The sequence below is a fragment of the Streptomyces sp. NPDC045998 genome (genome assembly GCF_056430285.1).
In genome coordinates this window covers 697,355-711,671 of sequence record NZ_JBWKLJ010000003.1, presented here as the reverse complement: position 1 = coordinate 711,671, position 14,317 = coordinate 697,355, and the positions used below count along the sequence as shown (strand labels likewise).

At 69.2% G+C, this 14,317-nt stretch carries 10 protein-coding genes; 6 read left to right on the top strand and 4 right to left on the bottom strand.

What is annotated here, in order from left to right:
- Positions 1-2 precede the first annotated feature (2 nt).
- The 4 genes from AC07FJ_RS12190 to AC07FJ_RS12175 form a co-directional block, all read right to left on the bottom strand.
- Positions 3-794, bottom strand: a complete 792-nt coding sequence (locus AC07FJ_RS12190) for a succinate dehydrogenase/fumarate reductase iron-sulfur subunit (protein ID WP_361419703.1) — start codon at positions 792-794, stop codon at positions 3-5.
- A complete protein-coding gene (locus AC07FJ_RS12185; protein ID WP_479047968.1) occupies positions 791-2,710 on the bottom strand; it encodes a fumarate reductase/succinate dehydrogenase flavoprotein subunit in 1,920 nt (639 codons plus the stop codon). The genes AC07FJ_RS12190 and AC07FJ_RS12185 overlap by 4 nt, the downstream gene beginning before the upstream one ends.
- Complete coding sequence (locus AC07FJ_RS12180; RefSeq protein ID WP_479047966.1) at positions 2,710-3,549, bottom strand: hypothetical protein; 840 nt, start codon at positions 3,547-3,549, stop codon at positions 2,710-2,712. The genes AC07FJ_RS12185 and AC07FJ_RS12180 overlap by 1 nt, the downstream gene beginning before the upstream one ends.
- A gap of 61 nt (positions 3,550-3,610) precedes the next feature.
- Entirely contained in the window at positions 3,611-3,835 is a 225-nt protein-coding gene (locus AC07FJ_RS12175) for a hypothetical protein (protein WP_468284395.1), read from the bottom strand.
- A gap of 261 nt (positions 3,836-4,096) precedes the next feature.
- On the opposite strand from AC07FJ_RS12175, the gene AC07FJ_RS12170 reads away from it, so the two are divergent.
- From AC07FJ_RS12170 to AC07FJ_RS12145, 6 genes are all read left to right on the top strand, one after another.
- On the top strand, positions 4,097-6,418 hold the full coding sequence (locus tag AC07FJ_RS12170; RefSeq protein WP_479047964.1) for an ABC transporter family substrate-binding protein: 2,322 nt from the start codon (positions 4,097-4,099) through the stop codon (positions 6,416-6,418).
- 301 nt (positions 6,419-6,719) lie between these two features.
- Complete coding sequence (typA, locus tag AC07FJ_RS12165) at positions 6,720-8,627, top strand: translational GTPase TypA (RefSeq protein WP_479047962.1); 1,908 nt, start codon at positions 6,720-6,722, stop codon at positions 8,625-8,627.
- Between the two features lie 619 nt (positions 8,628-9,246).
- Positions 9,247-10,233, top strand: a complete 987-nt coding sequence (locus AC07FJ_RS12160; RefSeq protein WP_468284397.1) for an ABC transporter permease — start codon at positions 9,247-9,249, stop codon at positions 10,231-10,233.
- 96 nt (positions 10,234-10,329) lie between these two features.
- Entirely contained in the window at positions 10,330-12,138 is a 1,809-nt protein-coding gene (locus AC07FJ_RS12155) for an ABC transporter substrate-binding protein (protein WP_479047961.1), read from the top strand.
- A gap of 118 nt (positions 12,139-12,256) precedes the next feature.
- The gene (locus AC07FJ_RS12150; protein WP_479047959.1) at positions 12,257-13,234 is read left to right on the top strand and encodes an ABC transporter permease; all 978 of its coding nucleotides are present in this window, start codon (positions 12,257-12,259) and stop codon (positions 13,232-13,234) included.
- Between the two features lie 10 nt (positions 13,235-13,244).
- On the top strand, positions 13,245-14,306 hold the full coding sequence (locus tag AC07FJ_RS12145) for an ABC transporter ATP-binding protein (RefSeq protein WP_479047957.1): 1,062 nt from the start codon (positions 13,245-13,247) through the stop codon (positions 14,304-14,306).
- Positions 14,307-14,317 lie beyond the last annotated feature (11 nt).

The window sequence follows — 14,317 nt, the reverse complement described above, 5'->3', positions numbered from 1 at the left end:
GGCTATGTCCCCTTCTGGGGCTTCGCGACCGGACGCCGGCCGATCTTGTTGCCGAGCCACACCAGCGGGTCGTACTTGCGGTCCACGGCCCGCTCCTTCAGCGGGATCAGGGCGTTGTCCGTGATCTTGATGCCCTCGGGGCAGACCTCGGTGCAGCACTTGGTGATGTTGCAGTAGCCCAGTCCGTGCTCGTCCTGCGCCGTCGCCTTGCGGTCCAGGCCGCTGTCCGCCGCCGCGTCCAGCGGGTGCATGTCGAGCTCCGCGATCCGCATCAGGAAGCGCGGCCCGGCGAAGGCCGTCTTGTTCTCCTCATGGTCGCGCACCACATGGCAGGTGTCCTGGCACAGGAAGCACTCGATGCACTTGCGGAACTCCTGCGGACGGTCCACGTCCACCTGCTGCATCCGGTACTCGCCCGGCGCCAGCCCCTGCGGCGGCACGAACGACGGCACCTCGCGCGCCTTCTCGTAGTTGAAGGACACGTCGGTCACCAGGTCCCGCACCACGGGGAAGGCCCGCAGCGGTGTCACCGTGATCGTCTCGTCCCGCGAGAAGGTCGACATGCGCGTCATGCACATCAGCCGCGGACGTCCGTTGATTTCCGCGCTGCACGAGCCGCACTTGCCCGCCTTGCAGTTCCACCGCACCGCCAGGTCCGGGGCCTGGGTGGCCTGGAGCCGGTGGATGATGTCGAGCACGACCTCGCCGTCGTTGACCTCGACGGTGAAGTCCTTCAGGCCGCCGCCGGCCGTGTCGCCCCGCCACACCCGGAAGCTCGCGTCGTACGTGGTCACTCGTAGAGCTCCTCTTCGGCGAGGTACTTGACCAGCTCCTCCTTGTCGAAGAGGGCGAGCAGGTCGGTACGGATGGGCTCGGTCGTCGTGCGTTCCAGGGTGATCCGCCCGCGCGCGGAGTCCGGCGCCGCGAGCTTGCACAGCAGGTTGATCCGCCGCCACTCGCGGTCCATGCCCGGGCAGTCCTCCCGGGTGTGGCCGCCGCGGCTCTCCCGGCGCTCCAGCGCCGCGCGCGCCACGCACTCGCTGACCAGCAGCATGTTGCGCAGGTCCAGGGCCAGGTGCCAGCCGGGGTTGAACTGCCGGTGGCCCTCGACGACCGCCCGCCGGGCCCGCCGGTGCAGCTCGGCGAGGGTGCGCAGGGCCTGCGCCATCTCCTCCTCGCGGCGGATGATGCCGACGAGGTCGTTCATCGTCTGCTGGAGCTCCTGGTGGAGCGTGTACGGGTTCTCCGGCACCTCGCCGGGCTCCGGGCCCCCGGCACCGGACTCGGTGCCGAACGGCCGCAGCGCCTCGGCCGCCGCCGCGTCCACCTGCGCGGTGTCCACCCGCGGGCGCTCGCCGAGGCCGGCGGCGTACTCCGCCGCGTACAGCCCGGCCCGGCGGCCGAAGACCAGCAGGTCGGAGAGGGAGTTCCCGCCGAGCCGGTTGGAGCCGTGCATGCCGCCCGCGACCTCGCCGGCGGCGAACAGGCCGGGGACGCCGACCGCCGCGGCCGTGTCCGAGTCGACGGCCACGCCGCCCATCACGTAGTGGCAGGTCGGGCCGACCTCCATCGGCTCGGCGGTGATGTCGACGTCCGCCAGCTCCTTGAACTGGTGGTACATCGACGGCAGCCGCCGCTTGATGGTCTCGGCCGGCATGCGCGTCGACACGTCGAGGAACACCCCGCCGTGCGGGGAGCCGCGCCCCGCCTTCACCTCGGCGTTGATCGCGCGGGCGACCTCGTCACGGGGGAGCAGCTCGGGCGGGCGCCGGTTGTTGTCCGGGTCCTCGTACCAGCGGTCGCCCTCCTCCTCCGACTCGGCGTACTTCTCCTTGAAGACGTCCGGGACGTAGTCGAACATGAACCGCTTGCCGTCGCTGTTGCGCAGCACGCCGCCGTCGCCGCGGACGGACTCGGTGACGAGGATGCCCTTCACGGAGGGCGGCCAGACCATGCCGGTGGGGTGGAACTGGACGAACTCCATGTTCACCAGTGGCGCGCCCGCGAGCAGCGCCAGCGCGTGGCCGTCGCCGGTGTACTCCCAGGAGTTCGACGTGACCTTGAAGGACTTGCCGATCCCGCCGGTCGCGAGGACCACCGACGGGGCCTCCAGGACGAAGAAGCGGCCGGACTCGCGCTCGTAGCAGAAGGCCCCGGAGACCCTGTCGTCCTCTTTGAGGACGCGGGTGACCGTGCACTCCTGGAAGACCTTCAGCCGGGCCTCGTAGTCCCCGAAGCGCTCCTTGTCCTCCTGCTGGAGGGAGACGATCTTCTGCTGGAGCGTACGGATGAGCTCCAGGCCGGTCCGGTCGCCGACGTGCGCGAGGCGCGGGTACTCGTGACCGCCGAAGTTGCGCTGCGAGATGCGGCCGTCCTTGGTGCGGTCGAAGAGCGCGCCCCAGGTCTCCAGCTCCCACACCCGGTCGGGTGCCTCGCGCGCGTGCAGCTCGGCCATGCGCCACTGGTTGAGGAACTTGCCGCCGCGCATGGTGTCGCGGAAGTGCACCTGCCAGTTGTCACCGGCGTTGGCGTTGCCCATGGAGGCGGCGATGCCGCCCTCCGCCATCACGGTGTGGGCCTTGCCGAACAGCGACTTGCAGATCACGGCCGTACGGGCGCCCCGCTCGCGCGCCTCGATGGCGGCCCGCAGCCCCGCCCCGCCGGCGCCGACCACGACGACGTCCCACTGCTGCCGTTCCGCTTGCGTCATCAGAAAAACCTCGGATCCTCGAAAGCGCCCGTGGCGAGCAGGTACACGTAGAAGTCGGCGAGCGCGACGCTCAGCAGCGACGCCCAGGCCAGCTGCATGTGACGGGCGTTCAGCTTGCCGACCCAGCCCCACAGCCGGTAGCGCACCGGATGCTTCGAGAAGTGCTTCAGCCGGCCGCCGACGATGTGCCGGCAGGAGTGGCAGGAGAGGGTGTACGCCCAGATCAGCACGATGTTGACGAGGAAGACCAGCGTCCCCAGGCCCATGTGCCCCCACGCGTACGACGCGTCGCGGAACGCGAGCACGGTGTCGTACGTGAGGATCCCGGCGACCGGCAGCGCGGCGTAGAAGAAGTACCGGTGCATGTTCTGCAGGATCAGCGGGAAGCGGGTCTCGCCGGTGTACTTCTTGTGCGGCTCGGCGACCGCGCACGCCGGGGGCGACGCCCAGAACCCCCGGTAGTACGCCTTGCGGTAGTAGTAGCAGGTCAGCCGGAAGCCCAGCGGGAAGATCAGGATCAGCAGGGCGGGGGAGAGGCCCCACCAGCTGCCGAAGATCTCCCAGTTGGGGCCGTCCTTCATCGGCGCGCAGTTCTCGGCGAGGCACGGCGAGTAGAACGGCGAGACGTACGGGGCGGCGTAGTAGTCGCTGTTGGCGAAGGCGCGCCAGGTGGAGTAGACGATGAACGCCAGGAGCCCGGCGGCCGTGGCGGCCGGTGCGAGCCACCAGCGGTCGGTACGCAGATGGCGGGGCGCGATGGCGGCACGGGTGGCGCTGTGCACGCCGGTGCGTGAGGGGTCCGCCGGTTCGGTGTGTGGTTGTTGGGTCCCTGTGGCCAACGGGGTCTCCTAGGAGGGGCCTGTGGGTGGGTGTGGGCGAGCGTGCCGACCCCCGGTCCCGTCAGGGGGCGCGCCGGCCCCGGGCGCCCAGACCCTCGTCGTCCGTGTCGATCCAGAGGGACGAGTCGTACGGGTCGTCCGAGATGGTCACCAGGCCCTCCGGCCGGCCGACGGCCGCCGGCGTCCCCTCGCGCTGCTGCGTGAGGTTCTGCTCCAGCCGGATGATCGAACGGGCGAGCTCTTCGAGATTCCGCTTGACCTCGGTCAAATCGTCCTGAAGTGCCATGGGTTACCCTCACTTCGCTCTCGCGGGGGTGGCAAAGGGGTGGCAAACACGCGCCTGCGAGTGTTGCGCGTCACATCGCCCATTGGGAAGCCGCGTGCACGGATTCCACTCTTCTGGAGGCACCGTTGGGCCGCCCGGGTGGCATTTCGCGAGCACTGTCGCCGTGTCGCCGCCGCGGGCCCGGCCGTGTGGTTTTCAGTGTAGGGGCAATAGGTCTGATCATCTCTAAATGCCACAAAACAGGACGAAGAGGTATAAGACATGTCCCACCTCGGCGCTCCTCTCCGGTCCGTCGCCCTCCTCACCGGGGGCGTCATCGCCGCCTCCGTCCTCACCCTGACCGGATGCGCCTCCGGCGACGAGGAGAGCACCGCGCGGCCCGTCCCCCAGGACATCGCCCCCGCCGCGCGCGACCGGATCGCCGACGGCGGGACGCTGCGCTGGGCCGTCGACACCGTGCCGGCCACGCTCAACGCCTTCCAGGCCGACGCCGACGCCACCACCGCCCGCATCGCCGGGGCCGTGCTGCCCGCCCTCTTCACCCTCGACGACCGCGGCCGCCCGCAGCGCAACCCGGACTACCTCGAATCGGCCGAGATCATCGAGACCGAGCCCAAGCAGGTCGTCCTCTACAAGCTCCACCAGCAGGCGGTGTGGAGCGACGGCCGCGAGATCGGGGCCCCCGACTTCGCCGCCCAGTGGCGCGCGCTCAGCGGCAAGGACTCCGCGTACTGGACCGCCCGCAACGCCGGGTACGAACGCATCGAGAAGATCGAGCGCGGCGCGAGCGACCTGGAGGTGCGGGTCACCTTCAACAAGCCGTACGCCGACTGGCGCGCCCTGTTCACGCCGCTCTACCCGAAGGACGTCACGGGCAAGCCGGACACCTTCAACGACGGCGCCCGGACGCGGCTCGCCACCTCCGCCGGGCCCTTCCGCCTGAAGGCCGTCGACACCGACGCCGGCACCGTCACCCTCGTACGCAACACGCGCTGGTGGGGAAAGCCCGCCAAGCTCGACACACTCGTGCTGCGCGCCGTCCCGCGCACCGGGCGCGCCGCCGCGCTCGCCGCCGGGACGGTGGACCTGGCCGAGATCGACCGCGCGACGGCCGACCGGATCGCGCTCGCGGCGGAGGAGCGCAAGAAGGGTGCGGCCGGCCCCGCGGCCGCCGCAGCCCCGCCGGCCGCCGCGGGCCCCGCGTCCGCCGCCCTCCCGCCGTCCGCCGCGCTGAAGTCCTGGGCGCTGGCGTACGGCTCCGACGAGGTCACGGCCGCGCGCGTCCAGGCCGTGCGCCTGAAGGAGCGGCAGGCGGCCGCGGCACAGGCCGCCGAGCGGGAGGCGCTGCGCGGCTTCACCGTCCGCAAGTCGCTGGAGCCCGCCTACACCCAGCTCGCGCTGAACGGCGAGTCCGGGCCCCTGGCGGACGAGCGGGTACGCCGGGCCGTGGCCCGGGCGCTGGACCGGCGGAAGCTCGCCGAGGCCGTGCTGAAGCCGCTGGGGCTGCCCGCGCACCCGGTCGGCAGCCACCTCGCGCTGGCGGGCCAGTGGGCGTACGCGGACAGCAGCGGCGCCCTGGGCGAGCAGGACACCGAGGAGGCCCGGGCCCTGCTGGCGGACGCGGGCTGGACCCCGGGCGGCGCGGCCCGCAGGCCCGCCGCGCCGAAGGACGGTACGAAGGCGGGCGCCGAGGCCTCCCCGGGCACGCCGCGCGCCGCGTCCCTGCCGGGAGCCCGCACGGCCGCGCACACCCAGGGCGCCCCGGACCGGCCCTCGAACGACGGCCTCTACATCGTGGGCGACGACAAGTCGCCCCGCGGCGACGACGGCACCCGCATCCTGGCCCCCGCCCCCGTCGAGGCGGTCCGGGGCGCGCTGCTGCTGCAGGCGGCCGCCGTCGGCGGGACCGACGACGCCGAGAACCCCGGCAAGGCGGACACCTCCGACCAGGCCGACAAGGCGAAGGGCGGCGTCCCCGGCGCGTACGCCCCGCGTGGCACCGCCGCGCCCGGGCCCGCCTCGCCGTCCGCGAAGGCGGCGGGCGGGCCGCTCGGCAAGGACGGCAAGGAGCTGAGCCTGCGGTTCGTGCTGCCGTCCGGGCCCGGCTCGGAGGCGCTGCGGACCGTCGGCGCCAAGATCACCGGGATGCTGGACCGGATCGGGATCCGCACCCACATCGTCAAGGTCTCCGACGAGAGCTACTTCAAGGACCACATCGCCGCCGGCGACTACGACCTCGCCCTCTACTCCTGGCCCGCCACCGCCTACCCGGCGACCGACGGGCGGCCGATCTTCGCCAAGCCGCAGCCGGCCACGGACGGGTCCCTGCTCGTGGAGCAGAACTACACCCGGGTCGGTACGGACCACATCGACCAGCTCTTCGACCAGGCGGCCGCCGAGCTCGACGAGAAGGCGGCGCGGGAGCTGGTGAAGCAGGCCGACGCCCGGCTCTGGGCCGCCGCCGGCTCCATCCCGCTCTACCAGCGGCCCCAGCTGGTCGCGGCCCGGCCGCGCGTGGTCAACGCCGGGGCCTTCGGTTTCGCGACGCCCCGCTACGAGGACATCGGCTTCCGGCGGAAGTGACGACGCCGCGCACACCGACTGCGTAAAGAGCAGGTCAAGCTCAGAATCCGCTCAAGTCGCTTGCCCACCGGACACCCCGGTGGGCAAGCTCACGTCCGGCCCCCGCAGGCCCTCCTCACCAGCACCCCCAGTGCCGCACACCGGCTCCACCCGACAGAGGTTCGCGCTTCCCGAATGGGCCGGGAAGCCGCTTCCGCGCATGGCCCGTACCATGGAACACAGCCGTGGCGCGACCGCCCGGCGGGCGTACGAGGACCAAGAGACGCCGCACCCACGATTTTGAGAGAAGCGCCAGCCACTTATGCCCACGCGCCACGACATCCGTAACGTAGCCATCGTCGCCCACGTCGACCACGGCAAGACGACCATCGTCGACGCCATGCTCAAGCAGGCCGGTGCCTTCGCCGCGCACCAGCTCGACTCCGTCGATGACCGCGTCATGGACTCGAACGACCTGGAGCGTGAGAAGGGCATCACGATCCTCGCCAAGAACACGGCGGTGAAGTACCACCCCAAGGACGGCGGCGCCCCGATCACGATCAACATCATCGACACCCCCGGCCACGCCGACTTCGGCGGTGAGGTCGAGCGCGGTCTGTCGATGGTCGACGGTGTCGTGCTGCTGGTGGACGCCTCCGAGGGCCCGCTGCCGCAGACCCGCTTCGTGCTCCGCAAGGCCCTCCAGCGCCGGATGCCGGTCATCCTCTGCATCAACAAGACGGACCGCCCGGACTCCCGGATCGACGAGGTCGTCAACGAGACGTACGACCTCTTCCTGGACCTGGACGCCGACGAGGAGCAGATCGAGTTCCCGATCGTCTACGCCTGCGGCCGCGACGGCATCGCCTCGCTGACCAAGCCGGAGGACGGCACCGTCCCGGCCGACTCCACCAACCTGGAGCCGTTCTTCTCGGCCATCCTGGAGCACATCCCGGCCCCGGTGTTCGACGAGGAGGCCCCCCTCCAGGCCCACGTCACCAACCTCGACGCCGACAACTTCCTCGGCCGCATCGCGCTGCTCCGCGTCGAGCAGGGCGAGCTGCGCAAGGGCCAGACGGTCGCGTGGATCAAGCGGGACGGCACCATCTCCAACGTCCGCATCAGCGAGCTGATGATGACCGAGGCGCTCACCCGCAAGCCGGCCGAGGTGGCGGGCCCCGGTGACATCTGCGCCGTCGCCGGTATCCCCGACATCATGATCGGCGAGACGCTGGCCGACCCGGAGAACCCGATCGCGCTGCCGCTGATCACGGTCGACGAGCCGGCGATCTCGATGGTCATCGGTACGAACACCTCGCCGCTGGTCGGCCGCGGTGCCACCGGCAAGGGCGCCGACAACAAGGCCGCCGTCAAGGACCGCAAGGTCACCGCCCGCCAGGTGAAGGACCGCCTGGACCGCGAGCTCATCGGTAACGTCTCGCTGCGCGTCCTGGACACCGAGCGCCCCGACGCCTGGGAGGTGCAGGGCCGCGGTGAGCTGGCGCTGGCCATCCTGGTCGAGCAGATGCGCCGTGAGGGCTTCGAGCTGACCATCGGCAAGCCGCAGGTGGTCACCAAGGAGATCGACGGCAAGGTCCACGAGCCCGTCGAGCGCATGACCATCGACGTGCCCGAGGAGCACATGGGCGCCGTCACGCAGCTCATGGGCGTCCGCAAGGGCCGCATGGACAACATGTCCAACCACGGCTCCGGCTGGGTGCGCATGGAGTTCGTCGTGCCGTCCCGCGGCCTCATCGGCTTCCGTACCGAGTTCCTGACCCAGACGCGTGGCACGGGCATCGCCCACTCCATCCACGAGGGCCACGAGCCGTGGTTCGGCCCGCTGCAGACCCGCAACAACGGCTCGCTGGTGGCCGACCGCTCCGGCGCGGTCACCGCCTTCGCGATGACCAACCTCCAGGAGCGCGGCGTCCTCTTCGTGGAGCCGGGCACCGAGGTGTACGAGGGCATGATCGTCGGTGAGAACTCCCGCTCCGACGACATGGACGTCAACATCACCAAGGAGAAGAAGCTCACCAACATGCGGTCGTCCTCGGCCGACTCCTTCGAGGCGATCGTCCCGCCGCGCAAGCTCTCGCTGGAGCAGTCGCTGGAGTTCTGCCGCGACGACGAGTGCGTCGAGGTGACGCCGGAGGCCGTCCGCATCCGCAAGGTGAACCTGGACCAGCGCGAGCGCGCCCGCGCCGCCTCGCGCGCCAAGCACGGCTGACCGAGCCGCGGTACGGCTGAGCCGTACGTCCTTGTACCGAACGGCCGTTGGGGTTTCGACCCCGGCGGCCGTTCGGCGTTCCCGGACCGGGAGGATGGGCCGGAGGGCGGGAGCGGGCCGGAGAGGCGCCCTCCGGACGAGTCCTAGGGCTGCGGACGGCCCGCGTCAATGCCTTTTCCCTGCCGAAGCGTCCGCATATCGACCGTCGCTCTCCGGAACGTGGTCTAACGGTCCGTTTCGCGGGTGTCTGTCTGGACTCACTTTGTCCGGATTTCGGGCTTCGGGGTCTTGGCGATGTTGTCAAAACGAGACCCTTTAAGTGTGGTTTACGGCCCGGCTGTACTTAATAGTTGGCTCCATTGAGCTCGGGTCAATGGGTCACGCACTGTGGGGAGTGCGCCGACTCACGAGCACACCGGGGTACTTGGGGATCTCGCCGTCAGGGGTGTCGGCGGGATGCCGCGTATCCCTGTTGCGGTAACAAGTGAACTCATGAGGAGGACCCCATGCGTGGTGCCATAAGCACCGATCGGGTCGTGTCTGCGGTAGTGATCCCCACGGGGGCGGAACGACCGTGACAAGTCCAGCGCAGACCGAGGGCGCTGAAGCGTCCGCCGTCTTGGAAGTAGTTGCCCCGTCGAAGGACGAGGCGTCGTCGGCCAAGGACCCCGCCGGGCTCTCTCCCGGGCAGTTGATGTGGCGTCGATTCAAGCGTGACCGCACCGGAGTCGTCTCCGCTGTGATCGTCATCTTCTTCTTCGTCATCGCTCTCCTCGCCCCGCTCATCGCGAAGGTGTACGGCAAGAACCCGTACACCCTCTACGGGCAGGAGACCATCGGACTCCTCGACGAGTTCTCCATCCCGACCGGGTCGTTCGGCGGTATGTCCGGCGAGTTCTGGTTCGGTATCGAGCCCATCCTGGGCCGTGACGTGTTCACGCAGCTGCTCTACGGCATGCGTACGTCCATCTACACGGCTCTGGCCGCGACGATCCTCATGGTCGTCGTCGGCGTGGTGATGGGCCTGGTAGGCGGGTACTACGGCGGGAAGGTCGACTTCTGGCTTGGGCGGTTCACCGACTTCCTGCTCGGTTTCCCCAGCCAGCTGTTCTTCATCGCGTCGATGCCCGTCGTCGTGGCCGCGTTCGTCAACCCCGAAGAGGAGACGCCCACGGCGTTGCGCGCAGGCGCGATCATCGTGGTCCTCTCCTTCCTGGGTTGGATGGGCCTGTCACGGCTGATCAGGGCCGCGACCCTCTCCCTGCGTGAGCGGGAGTTCGTCGAGGCCGCGAAGATCGCGGGCGCTTCTCCCTGGCGGATCATCCGCAAGGAGCTGCTGCCCAACCTGGTCACCCCGATTCTCGTGCAGGCGACGCTCATGCTGCCCGCCACGATCCTGTCGGTGGCCTTCCTGTCCTATGTGGGTGTCGGCTTCGTCGAGCCCACTCCGGACTGGGGCCGGATGTTCGCCATCGGTGCGGACATCTACGAGCAGGACCCCGCGTACATGTTCTTCCCCGGGGTCGCCATGGTCATCTTCGTCGTGGCCTTCAACCTGCTCGGTGACTCGGTACGCGACGCGTTCGACCCGAAGTCCGGTCGCTGACGTCATACCAGCGGGATAGCTGTCACCTCGCCGCGTACCCGCGGCGTACCCGGACAGCACAGTTGGATCACTACTGACAGATAGGTACTCATCACCATGAGCATCTTTGGCACGCGCGCGGCACGTGCTGCCGTGGTCGTCCTGGCGGCCGGCTCGCTGGCGCTGACCGGTTGCAGCGGCAACAACGGCAACAGCAAGGGCGAATCCCAGTCCAAGGGACACAGCAAGGAGGACGCGGCCAAGCAGGCCGCGGCCGTCTCCTTCGGTGACGCCAAGGCGTCGACCGGCCCGGCGGCGGAGGTCCCGGGCGCCAAGCCCGGCGGCACGATCAACGTCTACCAGACGGACGACTTCTCCCACCTGGACCCGGCGCAGACCTACGTGAGCGACGGCCGTGCCCTCGGCCGCCTGCTCCACCGCGGTCTGACGCAGTACCAGGAGGACGACAACGGCAAGCTCACCGTCGTCGGTGACATCGCCACCGACTCCGGCAAGACCACCGACGGCGGCAAGACCTGGACCTACACGCTCAAGAGCGGTGTGAAGGACCAGAACGGCACCGAGATCACCTCGGCCGACGTCCGCCACACCATCGAGCGCCTGTACGCGCCGTTCGTCACCGACGGCCCGGTCTACCTGCAGAACTGGCTGTCCGGTGAGGGCACCACGTACCGCAAGGCCCTGCCCGACGGCCCGTACAAGGGCAAGCACCTGCCGGACACGGTCCTCGCGACGCCGGACCCGAAGACGGTCGTCTTCAAGTTCAAGGAGCCGCAGGCGGACCTCCCGCAGGCGCTGGCCATGGTCGGCTACTCCATCGTGCCGCAGAAGGCCGACACCAAGGAGAAGTACGACACCGCCCCCAGCTCCCTCGGCCCCTACAAGATCGCCGAGTTCAAGCCGGGCAAGTCGATGAAGCTCGTCAAGAACCCGCACTGGGACCCCAAGACCGACTCGGTCCGTCACCAGTACGTCGACGGCTTCGACATCTCCTTCAACCTGGACGACGAGGCCCAGACGAAGGCGATCCTCGCCGACCGCGGTGAGGCGCAGAACGCCATCCAGCTGACCGGCACGGTCGCCACGACCCAGGTCCGCAACGTCATCTCCAACCCCGAGGCGAAGAAGCGCACGATCCAGGGCTACCAGCCCTACGTCTGGCAGCTGAACTTCAACCTCGACCGGATGAAGGACAAGAAGGTCCGCGACGCCATCGCGCTGGCGATGCCGAACGCGAACGTCTTCCAGCCTGACGGCGGCGCGTACGGCGGCGAGATCGCCACCGGCCTGATCGCCCCCACCGTTCCGGGCTTCGAGAAGGACTACGACCCGTTCGGCAAGCTGAAGAAGCCGCTCGGTGACGTCGAGAAGGCCAAGAAGCTGATCAAGGAGGCGGGCGCCGAGGGCAAGAAGGTCGTCTACGCCTACGCCAACACGCCGAAGCGTCAGCAGCAGGCCGTGGTCATCGAGAACGCGCTCACCAAGATCGGACTCGACGTCCAGAAGAAGGAGATCGACGGCGCCACCTGGTACGAGCAGGTCGGCAAGGTCGACAACGGTCTCGACCTCTACATGACCGGCTGGGGCCAGGACTGGCCGTCCATGTCCACGGTCATCCCGCCGCTGTTCGACGGTACGCAGCTGCAGGACGGTTCGTCGGTGTACTCCCACATCAACGACCCCAAGGTGAACGCCGAGATCGCCCGCATCAAGAAGATCACGGACCCGGCCGAGGCCCAGAAGGCGTGGACCGCGCTGCACCACGACATCGTGGAGCGCATCAACCCCGCGGCTCCGCTGTACTTCACCAAGTCGCTGCAGATCCAGGGCTCCAACGTGGGCGGTGCGCGCTACTCGCACGAGATGAGCGTCATCGACATCACGCGCCTGTACCTGAAGAAGTAACGACAGCTCAGGCAGGCCGGTTTTCCGGGGGTGTGCGCCCGGCGGAGCGCACACCCCCGGAAAACCCCGGCCCCCGCACGACCCCTCACAGCCGCCGTCCTGAGAGCAGCGACCAGCCATGCTTCGATTCCTTCTGCGCCGGACGCTCGGCGCAGTCCTGATCCTCTTCTTGATCAGCGCCTTCACGTTCTTCATGTTCTTCGCCATCCCGCAGGACCCCGCACTGCTGGCCTGCGGCAAGAACTGCACGCCTGACGCGCTGGCCATCATTCACAAGAACCTGGGCCTGGACCAGCCTGTGCCGGTGCAGTTCTGGGCGTACATGGTCGGCATCTTCGCCGGACGCGAGTTCTCGGTCGGCCACTGCGCGGCCCCCTGCTTCGGTGTCTCCTTCGACAACCAGCAGATGGTGTGGGACACGATCATCGACCGTCTCCCGCTGACGGTCTCGCTCTCGCTCGGCGGCCTCGTCGTCTTCCTGACGGTCGGCCTCGCCGCCGGCATGATCGCCGCCTGGCGCAGGGGCACCGCCGTCGACAAGATCTTCAGCGGCGGCTCGCTGGTGCTGTCCTCGATGCAGATCTACTTCCTCGGCCCGGTGGTGCTCGGCATCTTCGTCTACAGCACGGGCTGGCTCAACAAGCCGAAGTACGTGCCGTTCAGCGAGAGCCCCGGCGGCTGGTTCATGGGTCTGCTGATCCCCTGGCTCGTGATGTCGGTGATCTTCACGGCCAACTACACGCGTATGGCCCGCTCCACGATGATCGAGCAGCTCCAGGAGGAGCACGTCCGCGCCGCCCGCGCCAAGGGCATGTCGGGCCGCTTCGTCTTCTTCCGCTACGCGTGGCGCGGCTCGCTCATCCCGATCGTCACCATCCTCGGCATGGACCTGGGCGCGCTGTTCGGCGGCGCCATGGTCACGGAGCTCACCTTCGGCCTGGCGGGTATCGGCCGCCTCGCCCGTGACTCGGTCGTCGACAAGGACCTGCCGCTGACCATGGGCGTGATGGTCTTCAGCGCCGCCCTCATCCTTCTGTTCAACATCATCGTGGACGCCTTGTACGCCATCATCGATCCGCGCGTGCGTCTGTCCTAGGAGAACGACCGTGACCACACTCACCAAGACCGAGGACGCCCCGGCCCCGACCGAGCCGGACGCGTTCCTGTCGGTGCGCGACCTGCGTGTCCAGTTCTCCACCGAGGACGGCATCGTCAAGGCCGTGGACGGGCTCTCCTTCGACCTCCAGCCGGGCAAGACCCTGGGCATCGTCGGCGAGTCGGGCTCCGGCAAGTCGGTGACCAACCTGTCCATCCTGGGCCTGCACAACCCGCGCTCCACCACGATCACCGGCTCCATCGAGCTGGACGGCGAAGAGATCACCGACGCCCCGACCAAGCGGCTGGAGACGCTGCGCGGCAACAAGATGGCGATGATCTTCCAGGACGCGCTGACCGCCCTGTCGCCGTACTACACGATCGGCCGCCAGATCTCGGAGCCGTTCCGCAAGCACACCGGGGCCAGCAAGAAGGAGGCCCGCGACCGGGCCATCGAGATGCTCGGCAAGGTCGGCATCCCGTCGCCCGAGACGCGCGTCGACGACTACCCGCACCAGTTCTCCGGCGGTATGCGCCAGCGCGCCATGATCGCCATGTCGCTGGTCTGCAACCCCGCGCTGCTCATCGCCGACGAGCCCACCACGGCCCTCGACGTGACCGTGCAGGCGCAGATCCTCGACCTGCTCAAGGACCTCCAGCAGGAGTTCGGCTCCGCGATCATCCTGATCACCCACGACCTCGGCGTCGTCGCCAACATGGCCGACGACCTGCTGGTGATGTACGCCGGCCGGGCCGTGGAGCGCGGTTCCGTGCGCGAGGTGCTCAAGGCGCCCCAGCACCCGTACACCTGGGGTCTGCTCAGCTCCATGCCCCGCCTGTCCGGAGACGTCAACGAGCCGCTGCGCCCGATCCCCGGCTCTCCGCCGAGCCTGTTGAACCCGCCGCCCGGCTGCCCGTTCAACCCGCGGTGCGAGTTCCGGGACCTGGTCGAGGGCGACCGCTGCGTGACCGAACGCCCGCTGCTGCCCGCGGGACGGGGCTCGGCGTGCCACCTCGCGCCCGAGCGGAAGCAGCAGGTTTTCATCGAGACGATTCAGCCCCGGCTGGGCTGACGACCGGCGAC